General features: G+C 45.8%; 17 protein-coding genes. 5 read left to right on the top strand and 12 right to left on the bottom strand.

Features of this window, described 5'->3' with window-relative positions; all coding sequences use genetic code 11:
• Positions 1-62 precede the first annotated feature (62 nt).
• Complete coding sequence (purL, locus tag K7B07_RS16970; protein WP_223711714.1) at positions 63-2,291, bottom strand: phosphoribosylformylglycinamidine synthase subunit PurL; 2,229 nt, start codon at positions 2,289-2,291, stop codon at positions 63-65.
• Between the two features lie 199 nt (positions 2,292-2,490).
• On the opposite strand from purL, the gene K7B07_RS16965 reads away from it, so the two are divergent.
• Positions 2,491-3,753 carry a hypothetical protein gene (locus tag K7B07_RS16965; RefSeq protein WP_223711713.1) on the top strand — a complete coding sequence of 421 codons (1,263 nt, stop codon included), beginning with the start codon at positions 2,491-2,493 and terminating at the stop codon, positions 3,751-3,753.
• Between the two features lie 134 nt (positions 3,754-3,887).
• Positions 3,888-6,077, top strand: coding sequence for a glutamine synthetase III family protein (locus K7B07_RS16960; RefSeq protein WP_223711712.1), 2,190 nt, complete (start codon positions 3,888-3,890; stop codon positions 6,075-6,077).
• A gap of 105 nt (positions 6,078-6,182) precedes the next feature.
• Here the strand turns inward: K7B07_RS16960 and K7B07_RS16955 are convergent, their stop codons facing one another.
• The 8 genes from K7B07_RS16955 to K7B07_RS16920 all read right to left on the bottom strand — a co-directional run bounded on the left by K7B07_RS16955 (position 6,183) and on the right by K7B07_RS16920 (position 20,500).
• Positions 6,183-7,493 (bottom strand): IPT/TIG domain-containing protein, encoded by a 1,311-nt coding sequence (locus K7B07_RS16955; RefSeq protein WP_223711711.1) that lies wholly within the window; start codon positions 7,491-7,493, stop codon positions 6,183-6,185.
• 40 nt (positions 7,494-7,533) lie between these two features.
• A complete protein-coding gene (locus K7B07_RS16950) occupies positions 7,534-9,396 on the bottom strand; it encodes a RagB/SusD family nutrient uptake outer membrane protein (RefSeq protein ID WP_223711710.1) in 1,863 nt (620 codons plus the stop codon).
• A gap of 26 nt (positions 9,397-9,422) precedes the next feature.
• The gene (locus K7B07_RS16945; RefSeq protein ID WP_223711709.1) at positions 9,423-12,860 is read right to left on the bottom strand and encodes a TonB-dependent receptor; all 3,438 of its coding nucleotides are present in this window, start codon (positions 12,858-12,860) and stop codon (positions 9,423-9,425) included.
• Positions 12,861-12,983: 123 nt separating this feature from the next.
• The gene (locus tag K7B07_RS16940; protein ID WP_223711708.1) at positions 12,984-14,534 is read right to left on the bottom strand and encodes a DUF1565 domain-containing protein; all 1,551 of its coding nucleotides are present in this window, start codon (positions 14,532-14,534) and stop codon (positions 12,984-12,986) included.
• 144 nt (positions 14,535-14,678) lie between these two features.
• Positions 14,679-15,821, bottom strand: a complete 1,143-nt coding sequence (locus tag K7B07_RS16935; RefSeq protein WP_223711707.1) for a FecR family protein — start codon at positions 15,819-15,821, stop codon at positions 14,679-14,681.
• A 36-nt stretch (positions 15,822-15,857) separates the two neighbouring features.
• Positions 15,858-16,562, bottom strand: a complete 705-nt coding sequence (locus tag K7B07_RS16930; protein WP_223711706.1) for a sigma-70 family RNA polymerase sigma factor — start codon at positions 16,560-16,562, stop codon at positions 15,858-15,860.
• A 727-nt stretch (positions 16,563-17,289) separates the two neighbouring features.
• Positions 17,290-18,039 carry a DUF4249 family protein gene (locus K7B07_RS16925; RefSeq protein ID WP_223711705.1) on the bottom strand — a complete coding sequence of 250 codons (750 nt, stop codon included), beginning with the start codon at positions 18,037-18,039 and terminating at the stop codon, positions 17,290-17,292.
• An 88-nt stretch (positions 18,040-18,127) separates the two neighbouring features.
• Positions 18,128-20,500, bottom strand: a complete 2,373-nt coding sequence (locus K7B07_RS16920; protein ID WP_223711704.1) for a TonB-dependent receptor — start codon at positions 20,498-20,500, stop codon at positions 18,128-18,130.
• Between the two features lie 496 nt (positions 20,501-20,996).
• Here K7B07_RS16920 and K7B07_RS16915 point away from each other — a divergent pair, with 496 nt between their 5' ends.
• The 3 genes from K7B07_RS16915 to K7B07_RS16905 all read left to right on the top strand — a co-directional run bounded on the left by K7B07_RS16915 (position 20,997) and on the right by K7B07_RS16905 (position 22,854).
• Positions 20,997-21,752, top strand: coding sequence for a sensor histidine kinase (locus tag K7B07_RS16915; protein WP_223711703.1), 756 nt, complete (start codon positions 20,997-20,999; stop codon positions 21,750-21,752).
• Positions 21,749-22,471: a LytR/AlgR family response regulator transcription factor gene (locus tag K7B07_RS16910; RefSeq protein WP_223711702.1), complete on the top strand. Its 723-nt coding sequence runs from the start codon at positions 21,749-21,751 to the stop codon at positions 22,469-22,471. Before K7B07_RS16915 ends, K7B07_RS16910 begins: the two co-directional genes overlap by 4 nt.
• Positions 22,472-22,632: 161 nt before the next feature.
• A complete protein-coding gene (locus K7B07_RS16905; protein ID WP_223711701.1) occupies positions 22,633-22,854 on the top strand; it encodes a hypothetical protein in 222 nt (73 codons plus the stop codon).
• Positions 22,855-22,858: 4 nt separating this feature from the next.
• On the opposite strand, the gene K7B07_RS16900 is transcribed toward K7B07_RS16905, so the two are convergent.
• From K7B07_RS16900 to K7B07_RS16890, 3 genes are read right to left on the bottom strand one after another with little or no spacing between them, the layout of a single operon-like run.
• Positions 22,859-24,175 (bottom strand): glycosyltransferase family 25 protein, encoded by a 1,317-nt coding sequence (locus K7B07_RS16900; protein WP_223711700.1) that lies wholly within the window; start codon positions 24,173-24,175, stop codon positions 22,859-22,861.
• A 4-nt stretch (positions 24,176-24,179) separates the two neighbouring features.
• Positions 24,180-24,947: a hypothetical protein gene (locus K7B07_RS16895; protein ID WP_223711699.1), complete on the bottom strand. Its 768-nt coding sequence runs from the start codon at positions 24,945-24,947 to the stop codon at positions 24,180-24,182.
• Positions 24,948-24,955: 8 nt separating this feature from the next.
• On the bottom strand, positions 24,956-25,723 hold the full coding sequence (locus K7B07_RS16890; RefSeq protein WP_223711698.1) for a hypothetical protein: 768 nt from the start codon (positions 25,721-25,723) through the stop codon (positions 24,956-24,958).
• Between the last annotated feature and the right edge of the window lie 118 nt (positions 25,724-25,841).

The following is a 25,841-nucleotide window of genomic DNA, read 5'->3' as shown; positions in this document are numbered from 1 at the left end:
TTTAGTTCTTTGATTTGAGACCAGAGATTTGAGAATTGAGATTTGAGATTTGGGTATTTCCCCTACAATCCTCCCATTGCTTCCGTTGCTGCTTCTTTTGCAAGATAGCTTTCTATCGCCGTGTCATATTTATCTTTCCATGCACTGATCGTTCCCCAGTCTTCGCCGTTTACCTGAAGCGCTCCGGCGTTTACGGTTCCGATCTTTTCAAAAACAACACCGGCCTGCTGCTCAAATACAGCAGCCTTATCCGCTGCAACACTTACCACCACACGGCTCTGGGCTTCGCCAAACAAAGCAGCATCTTTCCGGATGGAACCGCTGGTTTTAATGCTGAATCCAAGTCCGCGGCCAAAACCGCTTTCCAGCAACGTGATCAGCAGACCGCCCTCGCTTATATCATGCGCAGAAGCGATCACCTGATCACTGATCAGTCCGGCGAGCGCCTGCTGAAGGGCAAACTCTTCTTCCAGCTCAAAATAAGGGGCCGGCGAATGCGTTACACCATGAACATGGTACAGGTATTCGGAGCTTCCAAGATCTTCAGGCTGTTTTCCCAATACGTAGATCACATCCCCTTCCTGCTTGAAATCGAGCGTCATTTTATTTCCAATATCTTCCAGCAGCCCCACCATACCAATAGTAGGTGTGGGATTTACCGGGCCGTCCGGGTTCTGGTTGTAAAAGCTAACATTGCCACCGGTAACGGGTGTATCAAATTTCCGGCAGGCATCTCCCATTCCTTTTATCGCATTTACAAACTGGTAGTACACTTCGGGATCATAGGGATTTCCGAAATTCAGACAGTTGGTCACACCCAGTGGCTGAGCACCGCTGCACACCAGGTTGCGGGCAGCTTCGCTCACCGCGATCATGGTACCTTTATAAGGATCAGCGTGTACATAACGGCTGTTACAATCGGTAGTAATGCCCAGTCCTTTTTTGGTGCCTTTTATGGTAACCACCGCTGCATCGGAAGGCGCATTGGTAGAGGTGTTCACAGTACCCACCATGCTGTCGTACTGGTTATAGATCCAGCGCTTAGACGCTATCGAAGGCAGGGTCACCAGCTGTTCGGCAACGGCTTTCAGGTCTGCCGGTTCAGTAATGGAGGTACCATCAAATGCCCGGATCTGCTCCAGGTAAGCCGGTTCCCGGTATTCCCGGTCGTATTGCGGTGCACCGCCCCCCAGTACCAGCTCTTCAGCGGGTACGGAGGCTTCCAGTTGCCCGTTCATATAAAAATCCAGCAGTCCGTTATCGGTAACCTCACCGATCACCGCTGCGGGCAGGTCCCATTTTTCAAATACCGCGATCACTTCATCCTCCCTTCCTTTCTCCGCCACCAGCAGCATGCGCTCCTGGCTTTCACTCAGCAACAGTTCCCAGGCCTTCATATCTTTCTGGCGGGTAGGCACTTTATCCAGGTCGATGCGCATTCCCACACCGCCCTTTGCGCTCATTTCTGCGGTAGAGCAGATGATACCTGCAGCACCCATATCCTGCATGCCTACCACAGCACCGGTCTGGATCACTTCCAGGCAGGCCTCCAGCAATTTCTTTTCCTGGAAGGGGTCGCCCACCTGTACCGCAGGTAATTCCTGTACGCTCTCCGAGGTAATATCCGCAGAAGCAAAGGAAGCGCCGCCGATGCCATCCTTCCCGGTGGCACTGCCCACAAAAACAACCGGGTTTCCTTTTCCTTCTGCTGTGGCAGAAACGGTTCCTCCTGCTTTTACAATGCCCACGCTCATGGCGTTCACCAGCGGGTTGGTATGATAGCACTGGTCAAAATAAATTTCACCCCCAACAGTGGGTACGCCGAAACAGTTGCCGTAATGCCCGATGCCGTGCACCACTCCTGCCAGCAGGTGTTGGGTCTTAGCCTCATTCAGCTTTCCGAAACGCAGGGAGTTGAGCGCCGCGATCGGACGGGCACCCATGGTAAAAATATCCCGGTGGATACCACCCACCCCGGTAGCCGCACCCTGAAAGGGCTCCAGTGCCGAGGGGTGATTATGTGATTCGATCTTAAATACAACCCCTAATCCGTCGCCGATGTCCATCAGTCCTGCATTTTCCTCACCTGCCGCTACCAGCATGCGGCCGCCATCGCGCGGAAGGGTCTTCAGCCATTTAATGGAATTCTTATAACTGCAGTGTTCACTCCACATGGCGGAAAAGGCACATAGCTCATTAAAATTGGGCGTACGTCCCAGTTTTTTCCGGATCAGTTCAAATTCTTCTTTTGTCAAACGCAGTTGTTCTGCGGTTTTTACAGTAATTTCCATTATATCTTATTGCTGATTTAATTGTAGCATTAAAAAATCGCAGCGAATTTACAAAACTACTGCCATTCTTATCCAGAAACATTGAACGGCCGTCAAACATTTTTCAAAACAAACAGCCGGTATTCGCTGCCCCGGGCCCGCCTCAGATCTGTTTTTCTGCAATTAATGGTTTATCATTGTAGCATTAAATGATTTTCATTTGGAAGTGGTGCTTTTTGCGGTTTATCTCCTGCTGTTCTGCTGGTGTGTAACTGCAACCCGTTTTTTCCGGAACAGCGGGCTTTCCCGGTTCCAGCTTATGGTACTTTTTCTTTTAAAAGTGGCCATGGGTGTTGCCTATGGCTGGATCAACTGGTTTGACGGAGCCCAGCCGGGCCAGACGGATACCTGGGCGCTGCATGCGGAAAGTCTGAAAGAAACAAAGATCCTGCTGACAAGCCCGGTTCGCGCCATCACCAGTTTTTTTTACAACCCGTACACCAATAGTTTCGGAAGCCTTTTCGCTTCCAGTGACTCGTACTGGAACAATCTGAAGAACAATACCTATATCCGGATCGAATCCCTGTTCAACTGTTTCAGCTTTGGCAGTTATTTTATCAACATCATCTTTTATTCATTTCTGACCTTTTTTGGTGTGGTGGCGGTTTACCGGGTGATGCGGCACCACCTGCAGGGCAGCCGGCTATTGCTGCTCATCGGCTGTTTCCTGGTGCCCTCCTTTTTATACTGGACCAGCGGACTGCATAAAGACGGACTTACCTTTCTGGCATTAGGCACTATTATATATATTCTTTATTTCCGCACGGGAAAAAGGAGGCCGGTTGCCAGCTACCTGTTGCTACCTGCTGCATTGCTCCTGCTCTTTGCCCTCCGGAACCATATCCTGCTGGTATTGCTTCCGGCATTGATCTGCTGGATACTTGCCACCCGTTTCCCCCGGCAGCGGTTGTGGATCTTTGCAGCCGTTTACCTGCTTGGTGGTGTATTTTTCTTTACCGCAAAATATCTTTGGCCGGCGCTCGACTTTCCGGCCATCGTGCTCAGCAAACAGGAAGCATTCAACCATACCGGAGGCGGCTCTTCCCTGACCGTAAGCCGCCTGCGGCCCGATTTTGCCGGTTTTATGCAACAACTGCCCGGTGCCATCTCCCGGTCTGCCTTCCGTCCGTTTGTCTCGGACCTGAAAAAGCCCGTCATCTACCCCGCATTTATTGAACTCCTGCTTACCGGTTGCTGCATATTGCTTTTCCTGTTCTTCCCCCGGAAAAAGACATTCCGCCCTTTCAGCCTGTTTCTCCTGGTATTCGCATTCAGCATTTTATTGATGATCGGTTATACTGTGAATAACTTAAGTGCCGTAGTACGCTACCGGTCCATTCTTTTCCCGCTGATCCTCCCCCCTGTGCTGCTGGGAACAGACTGGAAAAAACTGGCGCGAAAATTAAATATAAAAATAAATTAATGTATTATTTTTTATTCAATTCATCTGGTTTTTAGTGAATAATCAAAAAAAAGAATACAATTTATTTAAAAAATAGAAATTATTTATATCATAAATACTATTTTCATATTATTTTTGCAAAAAATTATTTTTAAATGTCATTAAGATTTAACGCAATTTCTGAGCTGCATACCTACAATACGGATGTAGGCAAGATCACTCCGAAGATCACGGAGGTTTTTGGTTCTCATGTGTTTGATTTGAAAACCGCGAGAAAGTTTTTAAGTGATGAAGCTTTTAAAAGCCTGAAGGCTTCCATTAATGCCGGTCAGAAAATCGACCGCAATGTAGCCAACCAGATTGCGACGGGCATGCGTGCCTGGGCGGAAACAAAGGGTGTAACCCACTATACACACTGGTTTCAGCCACTGACAGGAACTACTGCGGAGAAACATGATTCCTTTTTTACATTAAAAGGAGATGGTACGCCCATAGAAGAATTTGACAGCGCCGCGCTGATCCAGCAGGAGCCGGATGCTTCTTCTTTCCCCAACGGCGGCCTGCGGGCTACATTTGAAGCAAGAGGCTATACAGCTTGGGATCCTTCATCTCCTCCCTTTATCGTTGAGATCGGATATGGCAGAACATTGTGCATTCCTACCATCTTTATTTCTTATACCGGTGAATCGCTGGATTATAAAGCACCATTGCTGAAATCCATTGATGCCCTGAACAAGGCAGCCGTGGATGTATGTAACTACTTCGACCGCAATGTGCAGAAAGTAACTGCTACCCTGGGATGGGAACAGGAGTACTTTGTGGTAGATGAAGGGTTATTCAATGCCCGCCCCGACCTAGTAATGACCGGCAGAACCGTTTACGGACATAACTCGGCCAAGAACCAGCAGCTGGAAGACCATTATTTCGGAGCAATCCCGGAAAGAGTATACGCGTTCATGCGCGATTTTGAGAATGAGTGTTACAAGCTGGGTATCCCGCTGCGCACCCGTCATAACGAGGTAGCACCGGCCCAGTTCGAATGTGCGCCTATTTATGAAGAGATCAACCTGGCGGTAGATCACAATACGCTGCTGATGGATACCATGAGCCGCATCGCTCCCCGCCATGGCCTGAAGGTATTGTTCCACGAAAAACCGTTTGCGGGTATTAACGGAAGCGGCAAGCACAATAACTGGAGCATGGCCACCGATACCGGTGTGAACCTGCTGGCTCCCGGCAAAACGCCAAAGACCAATTTAATGTTCCTTACATTTTTTGTAAATACCATTAAAGCGGTACACGATTATGCCGATATCCTGAGAGCTTCCATCGCTTCTGCTCCGAACGATCACCGTCTGGGAGCCAATGAAGCACCTCCTGCGATCATCTCGGTTTTTATCGGGGAGTACCTTACCAAGGTGCTGAACGAAGTGAAGGAGCGCGTTTCCGAAGCAATGGATGAGCAGGATGAAAGCATGCTGAAACTGGACATTCACAAGACCATTCCGGAACTGTTCCAGGACAATACCGACCGGAACCGTACCTCTCCGTTCGCATTTACGGGCAACAAATTTGAACTGCGCGCTGTAGGTTCTTCTACCAACTGTGCCAACCCCATGACCACGTTGAATACCATCATGGCACAAACGCTGAAACAGTTCAAGAAAGAGGTGGACAGCCTGATCGAAAAAGGCGAGAAAAAAGAGATCGCCATCATGCAGATCATCCGCGAGTATATCATCTCCAGCGAAAAGATCCTTTTCGAAGGCGATGGCTACAGCGAAGCATGGGAGAAAGAAGCCGAAAAACGCGGTCTGCCCAACTTAAAGACAACACCGATTGCACTGGATGCGATGGTGAATGAAAAAAACACAAAGCTGTTTGTTGAAAATGGCATTTACTCCCATTCCGAATTGGAGGCGCGCCATGAGATCGAACTGGAAAAATACATTAAGAAAGTTCAGATCGAAGGACGTATCATGGGAGAAATGGCTACCAGCATTATCCTCCCTCCTTCCATCCGTTATCAGAATCTGCTGAGCCAGAACATCCGGGGACTGAAAGAAGCGGGATTGTCGGAAGAAGCGTATGCCAATCAGAAACAGATCCTTGATAAAATTTCCGAACACATCAATAAAGCCAGCGACCTCGTTGAGCAAATGATCGAAGCGCGTAAAATATGCAATGCAATTGAAGACACACGCACAAAAGCTATTGCATACGAAAGCCAGGTTAAAGCAAAATTCTTTGATCAGATCCGCTACCACGTAGACAAACTGGAATTGCTGGTGGACGATAAAGAATGGTACCTGCCGAAATACAGGGAGTTGCTGTTCATGCGGTAATTTCTTTTCAAATAAAAAAAGCCGGCGACCGATCGCCGGCTTTTTTTATTGCAATCAGCTTATTTCCCATCTCTGACAGCTGAAAGCTGATTGCTGACAGCTCACTTATTCAGAAACAATTTTCCGTACCACATTATTGTTCTTGTCCAGCACATAAACGGTTCCGTATTTATCCACGCCCACCCCAATGGGAGCCGAGAATTTGGCACCCGTGCCGATTGCGTTCATAAAGCCGGATACATTACCGCCGGCAAAGGGATCTACCTCCCAGGTGCCGGCCTTTATCATCCGCACGGACTGGTCACCCACTGAAGGATCCCCGTTCCAGGTACCATTTGTTCCCACATAAAGGTTTCCGTCGGCATCGATCGCCAGTCCCCACGGATAGGAGAATTTTGCTTTATCCCCGGCTCCGTTCGCATAACCTGCCACATCCTTTGTTCCTGCTATGATGGAAGAAGCCCAGGTACCGGCGGCCAGTTTCCGGATCACATGTTCCCCGCTGACCGACACATACAGGTTCCCGCTCTTATCGGCGGCAATCCCGGCAGGATAGGATAGTCCTTCCGCCACCGTTGCGCTGCCGCCGCCAGCTACCGGCAAGCTGTGGATACTGCCGGCATCGGTACAGGTATAATAAATGATACCGGTAGTCTTGTTAACGGCGATCCCCCAGGGCGCGCCCGGTGCAAATCCAAGCGTGGTGGCCGTTCCGTCGGGTGTGATCTTGCGGATGTCCCAGTTTCCCGGATCCACGCAGTACAGGTTATCGTCGGCATCCAGCGCCAGGCCATAAGGCAGGGAAAAGCGCGCTGTATTTCCTTTTCCATCCGCATAACCCGATACACCCGGCGCACCGGCGAACAAGGTTACATTACCGGATGAATCGATCTTGCGGATACAATGATTGCCGGGATCCGCCACATATACATTCAACGCCCGGTCTGCCACCACGCCCATACTCCGGTACCAGGCGTTTGCAGGATCCGAGAAATAAAACTGAGCATCGGCTCCTTTTCCGTTAGCAAAACCATATACGCCACTGCCTGCGAATGTGGTTACAATACGGTTGAACTGGTACGTAAACGAAGCAGTGCTGGTAGCGCTTTGTCCGTTCACGGTTATCACGACCGGCCCCGATCCTATTTTTTTGGGAACAATAGCCATGATCTGGCGTTCATTGGCCCCGATAATTTTTAAAGGCCGCCCGTTGATCGTAACGGATAGCTGTGCCGTATCCGAAGAAAAACCGGTACCCGTGATCAGCAGCTCGGTTCGTCCTCCTCCCTGCTCGGGTGTAAAACGTTCAATACTTACCGGACCGGAAGGACCGGCATTTTTATCTTTTTTGCAGGCATACAGCAGCCCGGTCAACAGGTACCCTGCTATAACATATAGGATCCATTTCTTTCTCATACAAATTAATTAAGCAATGATCAATGGGTTTTAAGACGCATTACCATCCCGGGTTTTGTACCAGCCCCCTGCTCTTGTCCATATCGTCCTGCGCAATCGGGAACAGGTACATGCGGTCTGCCCAGAAGCGGGTTTCCAGCAGGTTCCGGGTATAAAACCCGGCAAAGGAAAATCCCTGGCCATTGTCGTTGGCCATTACATTCATGCGATAAATGGCCCGGTTCTTTGTATCGCCCATCATCATCCGGCGGGTCAGTGTAAAATAACGGTCGCCTTCAAAACATAATTCGATCTGCCGTTCCCGGAGGATCACCTTTCGCATCTCTGCAGTGTTTCCCACCAGATTGGGATACACCGTTTCAAAAGCAGGGAGCCCGCCCCTGGAGCGGACCGCATTCAGGTACCTGAGCACATCCGGATTACCGGGATCATATTCATTCAGCGCTTCAATGTAATTGAGTAATATTTCTGCGTAGCGAAGATGGATATAGGGGCGGTACTGCGCCTGATCGTTCCGTATGTTAGACGCGGGGTTTGCTCCTTTCTGCACAAGATAACCGGTAATATCCCCCGTATTGGTAGCCAGTGTGCCCGACTTTCCATTGTAGTAAAATTCTGCGCGGCCTCTTCCATCCTTATTCGGATCAGAGGAAAAATAATTCCGGTCGTCTGATGTCGGCGCCGAGATCACAGGCTTCCCGTTGTACTGAATGGCTGCGTAGAACCGTGCTTCACGGTTTACATACATGTTACTGTTACCGGCAATATAGCCCCGGTTGATACCATCCCGGGCCTGTCCCCATTTTGCGGGATCATCGGTTTGTACAAACCCATCTTCTGCATAACCCGATGCCGGATCATCGATCGTTCTGCCGTTGCGCATATAAAAGATATCCACGATATTCTGTGTGGCATTCTGCATGTTGATCCCTCCCGGACCCGGGTTACATCTTTTTTCCCAGCCCCAGATCCAGGGATTCCCTGCCAGGTTGGAGGAAAAGATGATCTCACTGTTCCAGTTGGAAATAAACACATTCCTGTAAGAAACAAGCGGATCAAATACCGCATCCCCGTCATCGGTGTTTACATAAAGCTTATAGGTGTTCAGATCGATCACCGCCTTTGCAGCAGCAGCGGCAACCCGCCATTTGTCCGCATCAAAGCCGGCGGGTGCCAGTGGGGTACCATCATTGTTCTTTAACGAAGCAAACAGGGTATTACCGTTCCACAGCGGACTTGCAGCCAGCAATGCCGCCTGCGATTTTACCGCCAGACAGGTTCCTTTGGTAGGCCGCCCGTAATTGGAAGAACTCTCCCAGCTCGCGGGAAGTCCGCCCGCTGCACGATCCATCAGCCGGTTGATCTCGGCCAGACAGGAATCAAAAGGAGCACGCGTATAGTTACTAAAATCCTCGTTTAAGCTCAGTATGTTCCGCAGGATCACAAAGGGGCCATATTGCCGCAGTATTCTCCAGTAGAACCATCCCCTTAAAAAGAGCACTTCACTTTTATACTGGTTCTTCAGCTCATCGCCCAATTCCTGTGGCGGCACTTTATCAATGTTCTGTTCAAATACAAATGACTGCCGGATGCCGCTGTAATAATCGGGCCAGTAATTCCAGTAATAGCTCTGTGCGCTCCAGTTACCTGCATTCATCTTACGCACATTTAATCCGGCCAGGCTGCAAGCCGTTTCATCGCTGGCGCCCAGTGTAGTGTAATCATCCGGTTGCAGCTGTACATGGCTGTATACCTGGTACAGGTAGGATTCTGCGGTAGACCGTTTCTGCCAGATCATATCAGAAGTAAGCAGGTTATCCGGTTGTTTATCCAGGTATTTGGCACACCCTGCGAGGCTAACCACAACATAAACCAGCATACCGTATATAAAAACTCTTTTCATGTTACATTGAATTTGCGGTGATTGATTTAAAACTGGGCCCTGATCCCGAACGTACCCATACGTGTAATGGGGTATTTTGCGCCATTGGAGCCCAGCTCCGGATCCCATAATTTGAACCTGGAAAAGGTAAGCAGGTTTTGCCCTGACAGGTAGAAATATAATGCGCTGAAGCCATAACGTTTCAATTTTTCAGCAGTCAGATTATACCCCAGTGAGGCCTGCTTCAGCCGCAGGTACGCACCGTTCTTTAACCAGCGGGAACTGTTGAGATAGTTGTTATCCGACAGGCTTGCAACGGTCAGACGGGGATAATAGGCATCCTGTCTCGGATCCTCTGCTGTCCACCGGTCTTTAAGAATGCTCATTGTATTATTAGGATACTGGCCCAGACCGGAAAAAGGGATTACACCGACACCATCCACCCCGTCTCCATTGCCACGAATTTCAGATCCGTTCGCCATCAGCGCCACATCGGCAATTCCCTGGAAAAGTGCCGACAGGTCAAAATTGTGATAGCTTACCGTAAAACCTGCGCCATACAACCATTTCGGGAACCAGGATTTTCCAAGAAAAGTCCAGTCATTGGCGTCCACTACTTTATCCCCGTTAAGATCCAGGTAGCGTACATCCCCCGGTGCCACTACCCCAAACTGCTGTACCGGGCGGCTGCTGATATCATTCTGATCGATAAATAACCCGTCGGAGATCCAGCCGCTGAACTCACCAAACGAGTGACCGGTACCGCTTTGGTAGGCGTACTTCCGCGCCGGCTCATCCTGGAACAGGATCTTATTGACGGCATAGGTAAAATTCCCGAACACCCGCAGTCCGACTTTACCCAGCTGATCGTTGTATTCAACATTGCCGTCAATACCGCTGTTACGGCCTTCCCCCAGGTTGGCAAAGATCCGGGCCCCGCTATAACCCGCAATGGAGGAGACCGTCTTCCGCTCCACGAGGATATCTTTCCGGTTGTCGACAAAATAATCGGCGATGATGTTCAGTTTGTTGAACAGGCCGATCTCGATACCTACATTGGTTTTATAGGAACGCTCCCAGGTAAGGTTTTCGATACCGATAATATTCTCTGTGATGCCGCTAAAAGCACCGCCGTTCAAACCGAAGCCGGCGCTGCCCCCGCCTCCCATCTGTGTGAGATAAGGGAAACGTGACCCGGTGAAAATATTGTCGTTCCCTACAACGCCATAAGAGCCTCTCAATTTTAAAAGAGAGAAGGTATTACCCAATCCTTCAAAGAATTTTTCTTTTGACACCACCCATCCCCCCGAGACGGATGGAAAGAAACCGAATTTCCGGCCCTGTTCAAAATTCTCAGACCCGGTATAACCGGCATTCACTTCCAAAAGATATTTATCAAGATATCCATAATTGACACGCCCTGCCAGGCTCTGGTTCCGGTAAGGAATAGAGCCGATCACATCCCCGGCCGTACTTACCAGACGGTTGCGCATATTATATAAGATCATACCACCAAAACGATGCGCACCAAAGGCCCGGTCATAGTTCAGGTTAGCCTCCAGGTACATCGTCCGTTCTCCCATAGAGCTTTGTGAATAGCCCAGGAACTGCTGTCCGAAACGGGACTGGGTATAGATAAGGTCTCCATTCTCATCCCTGCCGGTTGCATAATACAGGTCATTGATCCCATTGCGGTTGTTGTCAAACTCGCCATAGCTGTCGAAGGAAAAACGGCCATAAGCCGAAAGGCCTTTTGTAATGGCATCCAGCTTTTGTGTTAACGTGAAAACCGATTGCACAGAAGGCCTGAATTCTGCAGTATACCCTCTGTTCTGTACCTCATTCAACGGGTTGGCGCCTCCGTTGTTGGTAGGTCCTGCCCATTTGCCATCCGGGTAACGTGCCGGATAACCCACCGGGGTGGTAGCATAACTCTGGTACCAGAGCCGGCCGGCTGAAATGCCCGGATAACGGGCGTTTACCAGCATTGCGGCCAGGTTCATCTGCAATAACGTGGAGGATGTAAGATTCACATCCAGGTTGGTACGAAAGTCATAACGTTTAAAGGACAGATTGGGATTAAAATCATTTAATTTTTCCACCTTGTAAGGTCCTACCTGGTTATAAAAAGAGCCGGACAAAAAATAACGTACCGCCTCTCCGCCTCCGGATACATTCAGGTTCACATTGGTAAGGGAGGCGTATTTCTTATATACCGCATCGATCCAGTTTACATTGGGGTAAATATAAGGATCCAGTCCGCTGGCCGTCTTATCGATCCGCTCCTGAGAGTAAAATGCTTCCTGTCCCATATTCCTCCGGGCCTCATTAAACAATTCCATATAGCTGACACCGTCCAGCATTTCCGGTGTTTTGGTAAATCCCGTAAGGCCGGTTTCCGCCTTCAGCGAGATCCTGGGCCGGCCGGCAACCCCTCTTTTTGTAGTGATGATCAGCACACCATTTGCCCCCTTGGCTCCATACATGGCGGTGGAAGAAGCATCTTTCAATAATGTGATGCTGGCCACATCTTCGGGATCGATATTATTAAAGGCACCACCGAAGGTGCTGTTCACATCGTCCCGCTGTACTCCGTCCACAATAATGAGCGGAGAATTATTACCGGTAAAGCTCCCGATACCCCGGATGGTAAAAGTGGAGTTATCGTAGCCGGGTTCGCCACTCGACTGAACAGAGATGATACCGGAAACCTTACCGGCCAGCGCATTGCTGAGATTGGGAACCGGAGTGCGCATGTCTGTCATGTTTACAGAAGAAACCGCACCCGTGACCGTGATCTTTGATTGCTTTCCGTAGCCCACTACCACCACATCTTTCATTGCATCCGTTTTTGCAGCAAGTGTGATCTTCAGTGCGCCTCTGTTCGGAACAACTGCTTCCTGAGGCATCATGCCCACCATCGATATATCCAGTATATCGCCCGGCTTTGCACCGATGGTGAAGATTCCCATATCATTGGTTATCACGCCCCTGTTCGGTTCGCCTCTTGGAGTTACAGAAGCTCCTGCCATGGGCACCCCTTCCGCATCCATCACCGTTCCCTTTACCTGGGCACTGTCATTGTCCCTTTCTATTACCCTTACCGGTTTTTCAGTCATTTTTACCGGCGCCCTCTTTTTTTCATTCAGCAGGATCTTTTGTCCTTTTACCTGGTAAGAGACATCACGGTCGCGGAACAGGTAGTCCAGCACCTCCTCCAGGCGGGCATTCTGAAAATTCAGGCTTATTTTTTCCTTGTCATTCAACACCTGGTTGCTGTAAAAGAAAACCAGGCCCGTTTGCTTTTTTATTGTCTGAAAAGCCTGATACAGCGATCCGTTCTGCTGGCGTATGGTAACCGTCTTTTGCAACGGATATTGCTGTGCCATACTGCTGTTCATCAGGAAAAAAAAGCAACAGCAGCACAATAACAGCCGCAGCACGGCTTTCCTGCCGGAGCAATCTCTAATACATTTTTTACCCATAAAATAGTTTATCTCGATTTAAGAAAGAGGATGACAAGCGTTCCCTGTTTTAGCTACAACCTGCGCATGAAAGCGGGTGAAAAAAATTACAAAAATTTATTCTTTTTTTCAAAACAGCTTACGCTACTGTTGCGCGCCCTTGCTGATGCGGTTATCTACAATGCGGGGTTTACCATCAATATCCGTGGTTCCATTGATAGCAGCGCTGATCACCAGGCCGGTATTCCGTGCAGGTGAACCGGCTTGCAGGTGCAGGTCCGGCGTGGTTAAACTCACCAGCAACGGATCCTGCCCGGAGGTGGACCTTACATCACCGCCACTGACCATCCGCCAGGCTTCCAGGTCATTTACCGGTGTTCCGTTGGTACTGTTCCAGATCCAGCGGGGTGTGCCGGTGGTATAGTACAGATTATCATCGATAACATTATCCGCACCCGTATCCGTGTATTTATGAATGAACACATCTTCCGGACGGGCGTAGATAATATTATTCCGGATCACATTATTGAAACAACGTTCGGTCAGCCGGATCTCACCCTCGATCTCGCCAAAAGCGCCGGTGGTCTTATTATTCTGATAGAGGGTATTGTTGACCACGTAACAATCATAAGTGCCGGCTGTGGTATAGTTAAGATAATCTCCCATGTAGATACCCGTACGCCAGTTATTATACACAAAATTATTCCGGACGATCACGTTCCTGGTAGGATAGGCATTGTTCTCACTTACAAGCCCGATGCCCCGGTCGCAATCGTATACCTTATTCCGTTCCACAATGGTGTTGGCGCCACCGCATACATAGATGGCAATTGCGCCGTAATTATTCAGGCCCCACACATCGGTGCTGTTGGCCATACTTACCCGATACAGTTCATTATCACTTACCACCCCATTACGTGCAAAATTGGTAGCGGGATCCCCACCCGGATTTAAACCGCCTCCGTCTGCAATGATGATCCCGATATTTTCTGTTTTGTAGATCCTGTTATGCGTTATTTTAAAGCCATCCACATTACCCGCCAGTGTAATGTTTTCACTGGTGCCGGTTTGGGTATCGTGCACCGTGCAGCCGGTGATCTCAATACCGGTAATGGCCTCTGTTCCGTTCCCCACTACCAGGATGGCATGACCGCTGCGCCAGTTCTCCAGTGTGGCCGTATTTTTTATATTATATATGTTGCAGTTGCGGATGGTTATGTGTTTTGTATTGCCATTGACTGCAATTCCCTGCGGATCGGCCCCTTTTACCGATGTTGTCAGGTTGCGGATGTCAAAACCGTCAATCGTAATATATTGCACATCCCGGAGGGTCACCAGGGCCTCCCAGCCATTGATGCCGATCATGCTGCCATCAATAACAGGCCGTTCGCCGGTGTAGGCTTTTAATACCACCTCCTTTCCCGGGATCCCCGATCGTGTAAAGCGGACCTTTTCATTATAAACACCCCCTCTTACCAGGATAACATCCCCCGCCGCGGCCTTTGCCAGCGCATTGTTGATACTTTTCCAGGGTGTGCTTATACGCCCGTCGGCCGCATCATTACCATCTGTAGCCACATAGTACGTGTGATCCGGAGCACCGGCATCAGAAGGTATACCGGGGAGGGAGGATTTGCCGCAGGCACCCAGAAAGGCAAGCAGCAACAGGCAGGACAACCATTGTTTCTTTTTCATTGACCATTGTTTTATAGCAATCAAATAAGGAAGCGATGCTTCCCTGGATGCAACAACTTTTTGAAAAAAAGGGTGAATCCCCCTGAAAAAAATGAGAAAGTTTGTCGGATGCCATCGCCTTCCGGAAGCAATCCCGGAAAGCCATTACCGGTAGATATGCAATGTAGCGCCTGAATAATAATATTTTATTCCAATCGTTGTTTTCAGGTCTTCCAGCAGTTCGGGCAGGTTGTTCCGGTCCATCACACCGGATACCGAGCGGCCGGGTAGTGTCTGCTGGTCGATTGAAACGGAGACCCCATAACAACGCGACATAAGCGCAACGAGCTCCCGAAGCGGCAGATCATGAAAATAATAAACCCCTTTCACCCAGGCCACAATATCATCCATATCCGCTTCTTCCACAGCAAATCCCTTTGTGGTATTATAAACCGCCACATGTCCCGGCTGTAAGGGTTGTGCCGCTCCGCCCGGTATTCCGGTCAGCACCTTTCCCTCCACCAGTGCGGTGGATACAGTGCCTTGTTTATACGTGTTAACATTAAACTGCGTACCCACCACCTCAACCGTTGTAAGCGGGGTATGTACAATAAAAGGATGCGCCTTGTCTTTGAACACCTTAAAGTAAGCTTCCCCCTCGAGGTATACATCCCTGGTAGTACCGCCAAACCGGAAGGGAAACCGGAGTTTCGAGTCGGCATTAAGCATTACCACGGTGCCGTCCGATAAGGTCAGGGTGTAACTGCCTCCCCGGGGTATCGTAAGCTGATTGGTGGCGGTATCCGTAGAATTGAAATTCAGACTGTCCCCGCCAAGATTCAGTACCGTATTGCCCAACGTTAACTGGTCTGCAGTCTGGTCCAGATCAACGGATGTGCCTGAAGCCAGTTTTAGACGGACGGCATCTTTTTTTTCACGAATCACTGATGCGATGGCCTGCGAATCGGTGATCTTTTTCTGCTGCAACAGAAAAAAGGCGGCAATGCTTACAGCAACAATTGCCGCAGCTGCGGCACCCCAGCCTGCCATACGGCGCAGCCGGGTACTGCCTCCGGAAGGCAACTGCAATCGTTTTTTCAGCTGGTGAAGCTCGGTCTCCGGCTCCAGGTTCCTGAGAAAATGCTGCATCTCCGGCGTGTTTCCCTCCCGCTCCAGTTGTTCCCATAATTTTTTTACCGGTCCCCCTGATGCCAGCTCCCTGCTCAGCAGCGCAGCATCCTCCGGGCTGATCGTTCCTGTCAGACTTTCCAGGTAAAGGACAACTATTTTATCGTGATCAATGGTCATTATATTAACTACAACAAATCCTCAAAAACGGGTTAATTATTTTTTGTTTGCCATGCCCAGTCTTAATGTTTTCAGCGCGCTTTTCAGGTGGGTTTTCAATGAATTAACACCAATGCCCATTTCCCGGGCTGCTTCGCTGTATTTTTTCTCTTTAAAATAGACCATATTCAGGGCGGCCTTTTTCTGACCCTTCATATCCGACAGCAACATGCGCAGCTGTTCCTGATGATCGGCCGGATCATTGCCGGGTTCCGGCTCACCGGACTGTTCATGATAAAACCGGTTGAACGATGCTGCTCTTGCACCTTTTACTTTCTGGCTTTTTATAAAATTAAGACAGCGGTTCTTGACTGCCAGAAACAGGTAGCCTTTTACATCTTTATGAAAATGCTCGTACAGTTTTTTTTCCCATATATCCAGGAACAGGGTCTGCACCAGGTCTTTAGCTTCATTCTCATTTTTCAGGAACAGAAAAGCATTTGCACACAGCAGTTTAAAATACTTCAGGTACAATTCATCGAACGCAGCAATGTCGTTGCTTTTTAATCGCGTTACCAATAAAATGTCCTGCTGCTGCGACATATATAGCTGGTTTAACAAACAATAGACCCGGTAATCATCCGCTCCATGGCAGATCCGCGCCCTTTCCGGGTATTTATATTCCCGGATACGGACCGTTCTCTCAAATATAATATAAGATTTGATGCAAACCTGCAGCGATACGGGTGCAATCGTTTCCACAGATCATGACTGAAGGTCTTTTTAAAACCGGCAGCAGCATAACCGGCAAACCGGTTGCACCTTCTTTTTAAACAGAAAAGAAGATGCGACGGTATCAAAAGTTCCTGCTGTTATGCCAAAGCCGCTTCTGCATAACAGGACATTATAAAACAATATTCATACAGCCGTATGAACGCTTACTCCGGGGTTACTTTCACGATCCCTGAGTGCTGTGCCTTGCCATTAAAGAGCAATGGGGGCATAATTTCTAAACATTTCTTTACATCGTACGGGTCTCAGACTGCTCACAATAATCAGAATAACAGATTTACAATAGCGTACGGATAGATTGCAATGGGTTGTTTCATGGTCTTATTTTGGATGCTCATTTTTAGCAGTGTTTCAACTATATTATTCATCCTAAAATGAATCATTAACATTTTAAAACTGTAGCTTTAATTTCAGAAAGCACCTGATCTTTCTTCAAACGTGACAATCAGGATGGATTTTAATGGCCGCAGCGTTCTAATTACAACATTTTTAATAAAATCCACAATTAATGTGCGCATTTGATTAACATCTTGTAACGGTATTGCTGTTACATTTATTCATTCAAATTGCACAACCCTGAGCATCGACTCGGGTCAATCGTTCCGCCGCAGCTTTCCAGTTGCGGCTTTTTAATGAAACCCATAACCGCTCCGTTTTGACGGAGGCTGATACATGCAATGGCTGCGCCTTCAATTAATTACTTTATGGTATAATTCACTACGTCCACTTCTGATAGTCTGAAATATCCATAAGCGAAGTTGGCAAAATGGGTCTGATTGATAATATTGCCTCTCACCGAACCTGGTGTTGTTTGAAAGGGACCGTTACCAGCCCCGGAGGCGGCTAACAATTTTCTGAAATAATCATAATAGCTCCTGGAAATGCCATAGAGTCGGATGTTTATCATGTCCCCGGCTTTCAGCTCTTTATCGGAAAAAAACCCCTGCAACAGGCTGCCCTGACTGTTCTTATCATCTTCGGCTTTATAATCCGGAAACCTTGATACAGGCGATAGAATACGATGCAGATAGTGATTTTCCTCACGTCCATTATCCCGGTAATAGTAGGTAATTTCCACTTCGTCACCTCCAAATCCACCGCTATTATTCTGCGTAATATTATTTTCAATATCCGGCACACCTATACAGGTTTCGGTTGCGGTATAAATCTCCCCGTTTAAAACTACTTTTAATGTATAAGTTTCCCCGATAACCGGGCGGAAATCGAAGCAGCTGTATTCTCCTGTACCAGGACTTTCTATAAAACGAAAAACAGTATTTGCTGAATTTGTTATAATTATATCCGCTCCCGAAACTGCCGGAAATATCGTACTATCATATCCGGTTGTGGTGGAGAGTTTGATTTTCTGCTCATTGCCTGTCGTACCCTTTACCCAATCAATGGATGCGTCAATTACCAGTTTTGGTTCTGCTGTTTCCAAATCCATTTCCACTACTTTTGTGCAAGCCAGAAGAAAAAAGCAGTATGAAATATTCAGGTATTTAAGTATATTTTTCATTTTTTTATTATTAGCATTAAAATCTGAAATTATAAGTTACACCCGGTACGATACCGAAAATTGATACCCGCTTTGCCTCATTCAACCCTGTTTCCCTGTTTTGCTCGAACATAATAGATGCGGCGTTGCTCCTATTATAAACATTGTAAATGCTGAACACCCATTCACCTTTCCATCTTTTTTTGCTGTCAGGCTTTGGCGTGTAGGTAGCTGATAAATCCAAATGATGATATGCCGGAAGCGAATTGACATTTCGTGCTCCATAATTTGCGATGGTAATTCCCTGGTACTGGTATTTACCAATGGGATAGGTGGCCGCTTTCCCGGTTTGGCAGGTAAAAATGCCACCAAAACTCCATTTTTTTGTCAGCTGATAAGCAGCTGTAAGCGAAAGGTTATGCGTTTTATCGTAACTGGCACGGTACCACCCGCCGTTGTTGATACCAGGTTCTTCTGCATTTCTTCCCGGTGTGCGTTGCTCTGCTTTTGAAAGTGTATAGGAAAGCCAGCCTGTCAGTTTCCCGGTATTTTTCTTCAACATCACCTCAAGTCCGTAAGCCCTTGCTTCCCCGTTTAGCAATACCTGTTCTATGGCCCTGTGGGCAATCAGCTCGGCACCATCAATGTAATCTGCTTTATTTTTAGTTTTCTTGTAAAAAGCTTCTGTTTCCAGCGAATATTTTCCATGGCCGAAATTCCTGAAATAGCCCAATGCAACCTGATCAAGAATTTCGGGCCTCAAATACCGGTCGCTCGGTGCCCAGATATCGAGAGGAGAGACGGAAGCTGTGTTGGAAATTAAGTGGATATACTGACTCATCCGGTTATAACTTGCCTTAATGGACTGACCGTCATTCAGGGCATAAGAAACTGCCAAACGAGGTTCTAAATTCCCAAAACCAATAATCTTTTTATTTTTAGTATAGTATGTTGTACCTGTAGGAGTTCCTTCCTCATAAATTTGCAGCTCAGGATTAAAAACCACTGCCTGATTATTGGCATAGTTATTTATATGCTGTTCCCCCAACCGTTGAAAATTACTGTACCGCAGTCCATAATTCAATGCTATTTTATCCGTGAGTTGTTGCTCGGCGCTGAGATATACTGCATTTTCCCAGGCATATTTTTTTTCGATCTGATCAGCATTGACAGGCGATGCCGCATCCATTGGTTTTATTGTGCCGGGATTGAACTGGTAGTAGATGGAATTGACACCATAATTCAGGACCAGCTTGTCGGACAAATGCTGACTAAAATCGTACTTAAAATTATAATTACGGATGTCCGATGCCCAGTCGATGCCAACATTCTTTATCTTCAGGCCATAGTCATACTTACTGTAAATGACCGATGCATTGGAGAAAAATTTTTCGGAAAAGATATGATTCCAACGAAGATTAAAGAACGAGTTGGAATAATCATTGCTGAAAAAATCGCTGAAATCCATTTTATCCTTACCGAAATACCCTGAAAGAAAAATCCTGTTATCGCCATTGATCTTATAGTTCAGTTTAGCGTTCAGGTCATAAAAAGAAACAGCGTTGGGGTTATCAGCCAGTTTCAGAAACAAATGAGCATAAGAAGTACGACCCGCAACTATGAACGAGCTTTTATCGCTTACAATAGGACCTTCCGCCAGTAACCTGCTCGAAACCGCGCCAATTCCGCCCGTTATATGATGTTCTTTATTGTTCCCCTCTTTTTGATAAATATCCAAAACAGCCGAAGTGCGTCCACCGAAATTTGCAGGTATTCCACCCTTATACAATTTTAAATCTTTAATCACATCTGCATTAAAAACCGAGAAAAAGCCGAACAGGTGTGAAGTATTGTAAACAATGGCTTCATCTAACAATATTAAATTACCATCAACCGAACCACCCCTGACGTTAAAGCCTGTTGCACCTTCCTGTGCAGTGGAAACTCCCGGAAGTTGCAAAATAGCTTTCAAAATATCAACCTCGCCCATAACTGCCGGCATCTTTTTGATGGTGGAAATAGAGAGTTTATTCACACTCATTTCCGGCTTCCGGATGTTGCTTGCTGAACTATTGTATTTTATCGCTACTTCATCCAGAGTTTTGCTTCTTTCAAACATCGAAAAATCTTTTCTGCTGTTTTCCGTCAGAACGATATGCTCCTCAATATTCTCAAAGCCCACATAGCTGATAACGACAGTATATGTCCCTTTGGGCAGGGTGATGGAATAAAAGCCATAGGCATTGGTAACTGTTGAAACCTTTGCTTCTGGAATGAAAATGGTTGCACCGATTATTGTTTCCGTGTTTGTTTTTACGGTAATTGTTCCACTCAACGTAACTTTTCCCTGTGAACAGACTCCGAATGAAATGGTTATAAACAGTAGTGTATAAATAATCTTATGTCTCATTTTAAAAAGTCGATTTAGCCATTGCACTTCAGACACAAAACTATCCCTTTGGATAACCGCCTTTTTTTAATTATATCAAACGCCGCATCTTTTATAGCAAAGTGTGCCGGAGCACTACAAAATATATCATCGTTTTACGCGTTCTGCAATCGCTCCTGCTTTCGTATAAAAAGCGAATACTTTCGTATAAAAGCAAATCAGACCATTGCTTTAAATGTTAAATTTGTTCTATACAATTATATAAATGAATGATTCTACCCATCAACAACCTATCAGCGAAAACGTTCTTTTTCGTTTCCTGATTTCACCCGACCGCAGGATATTCCGGCACCTGTTGCTCATTGTTTTTATAGGTACTGTATTGTACAACAGCGCTTACGTAATTGCCAGTCCGACAACGATACTGGTATATTTCATTATACTATTCTATGTAAATATGTATGTGCTGGTACCAAAGCTTTTGTTCCGGAATAAAAACATTGAATACATTCTATCGGTGATCAGCATCCTTGTGATAGTAGCTATTTGTGGTTATTTTTTCAATCCTTTTAATAAAGAACATGGCCTGAATATCCCACTTTTCTCCTTCCTTACCCTGTTACTGCTAGCGGCATCCTCTTCCATAAAACTCTTTCAGAAAGGAATGATGGACAGGCAATTGATCTACGAGTTGGAACAGTCGAAAACCTATGCAGAGTTAGAACAACTGAAAAACCAAATCAACCCGCATTTCTTATTTAATATGTTGAACAATGCCAATGTTCTGACGAAGAAAGACCCCGAAAAAGCCTCGCAGGTTTTAATGAAGCTAAGCGATTTACTGCGCTACCAGCTTTATGACAGTGCAAGAGAGAAGGTATTGTTGACGGCGGATATTCATTTCCTGGAAGATTTTTTAAATTTGGAAAAAGTAAGGCGGGATCGTTTTGATTTCCTGATTTCAAAAGAAGGAAATTTGAGCGGCGTGCAAATTCCTTCGTTGCTGTTCATTTCTTTCGTGGAAAATGCTGTAAAGCACAACAATGATGCGACAAAACCATCTTATGTAAACCTGTATTTCGATGTCAGAAACGATGAACTTTTCTTTAAATGCATTAATTCAAAACCTATCCTGAAATCGGACGGTAATGCCGGCGGTTTAGGACTGGCAAATATCAGGCGAAGGCTTGAACTGCTGTTCCCCGCAACACATCGTTTGATTATTGAGGACGACACAGAAACGTACTGTGCAGCATTAACCATAAAATTATGAATTGTATTATCATAGACGATGAGCCGCTGGCAAGAGAGGCTATAGAGATATTGATTGACCAAACAGGCGACCTGGAATTGATCGGTTCATTCAACAGCCCCGGTGTGGCTGCTGATTTTATGGGGAACAATACCGTTGACCTAATATTCCTGGACATACAAATGCCGGGAATAAACGGTATTGAATTTGCGCGCACGATTCCAAAAGAGACATTTGTTATTTTTACCACGGCCTATTCAGAATTTGCTACTGACAGCTATGAAGTAGACGCCATAGACTACCTGATAAAACCTGTAAAAGCAGCGCGTTTTCAAAAAGCAGTTGAAAAAGCACACACCTATTCCAAATTGCTTGCAGCTGATTATTTCAACAACAATATTGAACGGATCACAGACGATTTTTTCTTTGTAAAAGCAGACCGGCGGATTTTCAAACTATATTTCAGCAACATTCTTTTTATCCAGGGATTAAAAGATTATGTGGTGATGCACCTCGAAAATCAGAAGGTAATTACCGCTATGAATATTAAGACCATCTACGACCGGTTACCAAAGGAAATGTTTGTGCGGGTGAGCAAATCATATATCATTAATGTTAAGCACATCAACGCTGTTGATAATAACACGGTGTACATTGGCGCTAACGAAATTCCCATTGGAAATATTTACAGGGATTTCTTTTTCAGTGAATTTGTAACTAAAAAGATTTTAGGAAAATAGACCCATGCCGATACTGACACATAAAGAGGCGAAAATGAAGTTACGGATAGCGCAAATGATTTTAATCAGTGACGGCCTGGCATCCGCGTTCCGTTCTAAAATCACAAAAGTCAGGTCATATTCATATTCCCGATATTTAAGCGCTTAGCGGGGCCATCAAAATGAAAAAAACGTTCTTCAAGGTAAAAACATTTGCGACACTCCTATCGCTCAATAGGGAATTTCAACCCTATACGGTCCCGGCCGCCGATATACTGGAAATATGGCAGTTCTGCAGCTACGAAACAAAACAGTTCCCGGAGCCGGTTAGTGATCTGCAATATATCGGGGAAAATGTAAAAGAGATATTATCTGAGCTTGGTAAATTTAAAAAGAAAGCGTAACCGTTTATTCCATCCAGATCTGTCCTTTTTGGAAATTTTCAGCGTTAGATAAAACGTCAAGCCTATTAAGAACCCGGGTAAACGAATTAGATGCTTCAGATTGATTCAGGGACGGATTCGCCAATTCATTGTTCGCAGACGACACAAATGGAGCCAATGCCATTTTATAACTACTACAGGAAGATAATAAGTGATAAAAGAGACTTGTACTTCTGTCCGGCGTATTAAGTATTTTCTTAAAAACCGACTTGTACAAAACAAAAAAAGTTGTTCCCGAGAACCGGTCAACCCAAAATTTGTTACCCACTGGTAATGCCATACCGAGATCAGTAGCATTTCCGCACAAAATTTCAGTATGCAGATAGTGTGCTTCCAATATATTTTGTATGAAATGTTGCCTGTTGTATGAATTTTCGAATACGTGAGAATCTTCACAAACTACAATAATATCATCTTCTTTTTCAATTGCAATCGATATAACATGTTTGATGCTTTTCCATAAATCCAACTCCTTATCGTCGGTTGTAATGCCTTGAACCAGGCTGGTTTCAAACTCATTTTTCCCTATAAATTGTCTTTGAATATGCAATGCTGTCTGCTCATCCATATTTCGACAAATTATGTAAGTCGGAATCGTTATGTCATCTGCTATACCTGGGCTAATACTGGTAGGCTTTATTTTTTTATAAAAAACTGAGAAAAAAGTAAGATGGTTACATCTCTGTTCAGTCATTGCAAAAAGCTTTTCTACTCTTTCGGAACCGTTGTTCTTTGTAGTAACATCTGAGTATCCGAATTCTTTTTGAGTGGAAATGAATGGATGACAGAAAAAACTCTTATTTGAAAGTCCTGAAATCTTGTAATCCGCAGCATTCATATTTCCAAACTCCGCAAATAATATTTTTGAAAAGAATTTTTTAAAAATGATTGTAAACTGAAGACCTGAAAACTTTTTGACCCAAAAAAGTTTGTTACTGATCGGTACGGCATCTTCCCACCAACTAACCCCACCAGACAGAATATCTGCATTAAGACTTTTTGCCTCTGCAATTGCTTCAAATAGCCGTTCTTTTGAATAATTCTTTGTGAACTGATGATCATCTTCACAAAGTAAGATATGCTCTTCTGCTGAGTCTACTAATTCCCGGAGAATATACTTGATGGTATTCCACAAACTAACTGCAGCAATATCGTGTTTAACAGGGCGGACAAGTTCTATATTAAACTCGTCCCGCCCGTTAAACTCATTTAAGACATGTGCCTGGCGATCGGTCCTTTTTTCTAAATTTAAGATGTAAGTTCTGATACGCGTAGTTTCCATAAACCTATTTTTCCCGGCCGGGCTGCCCGTTCTTAAACCTGATCATGCCCCAGGTTTTCTCAATGAACTCATCAAGCAGATCGGAGGCTTCTTCAAAGGAGATTTTTCTGTTTGCTTCATGAAATAAGTTGTAGTGAAGTACCAGATACCCGACCCGTCTCTTATAAATAATAACTTCCTTACTTAAGCCCACAGCACAAGAAACGGTTGTTGGATTTACGAAACGGAGCATAATAACGCTGTCGGCGTTTAGTAAATGCTTATCAAGCTGTGGTAAATTAAAAAATACATTCGCGCTATCATAGCAAGGTATGGCTTCATGCCTTAACTTGTTTTGTGTTCTTCGAAAAGTGATCAATCTATTGCATTCCGTTTCAAAAATTGAATCCCGGGCTACCTGATTAGCCAACGGTATGTCTTCCAACATTTTTGTTGTCTCTTCAATAATTCTAAAGTTAATAGAGACGCTGTCTATAAACGGTCTTACGGAATAACCGATGGTGACTCTGTTTTTACGTGTATTGGAATTCCACAAACCTCCAGAAAAAAAAGATCGACGATACCTGTCATCAATTGTGGTATAAAGACTATCCTCGGGCTGATAAAATTTTGCTGAAACAACGTCCAAATTCTTCTGGATCGAGTCCGCCGGTAATATACGGGCGGGCATGGCCCCATAAGCAACTATCTCACGCTGCGCATGTAGTACCGATGAAAAAACAACGACAAGCAAAAACAATAATGCTTTTGCACACCTCAATACTGTAAGCATTGGATACATTATTTGGGGCTCAAGGTTGTAAGACCGACCATTTCAGATGCGGGTTTTTGAAGTAGGCCGCCACCATTTTGTTTGTCTTCATATTTGACATACCAGTCGCCATCTTCATTTTTATAATAGCCGGTCACATTCACAGCATGGCTTCCTCCTCCAGGTACGTTATAATAACCCACACCTTCTATTTTAATTTCAGAAGCGTCTTCATATTGGGTCTCAAAAAAGTTAAGCAAATCTCCGGTCGCTCTGGTTTTTGCAGTAAATCCATTCATATCCGCTGCAAGATCAAGAACACTGGACAAATCGGAAGGATCGACCCCAGTAGTGGTGCTATCCGTTCCATTATGATGATCATAGGCATCTAATGCAAATGAAGTAGGAATCATCCCTCTTTCAAGAGGATTAATCATTCCTGACATAAGCGCGTCCAGGGCCAGCGGCAAACAATCTGTAGTTCCGGGGCTCGTACCAAGATCAAACTCCCCTGAACCGCTTCCACCATTATAAACATACGCCCAACCTCCCCAATCTGAGCCAAAATCATAATCCTGGTGAGCAGAAAATTGATACTCATTTTGAGACCCTCCGGGTGCCGTTCCATAGTAACCGCCATACCCATCCTCTGTAAAAGTAAACCCTTTAGAAACCAGAAGGAACATCAGGTCATCAACCGCAGCTCCACCGATTATTGTCTTTAGTTCTTCTGAGGTTTCAATGACTAACAATTCTGTACTAAGGTCATCGAAGGCAAGTTTTAGTTTTTTTCTCATAGTAATTTAATCTTAGTGTTTAATAAAATTGGATTTATGGCTAAGCCGGTACAAGTATAAATATAATTATTATTATAAATTTATAAAAACCTATAAACAAGTTATATAATTTATAACA

The organism is Niabella beijingensis (assembly GCF_020034665.1).
GTDB lineage: Bacteria > Bacteroidota > Bacteroidia > Chitinophagales > Chitinophagaceae > Niabella > Niabella beijingensis.
The sequence above is the reverse complement of the archived record's forward strand: the minus strand, read 5'-3'. Positions and strand labels throughout refer to the sequence as shown.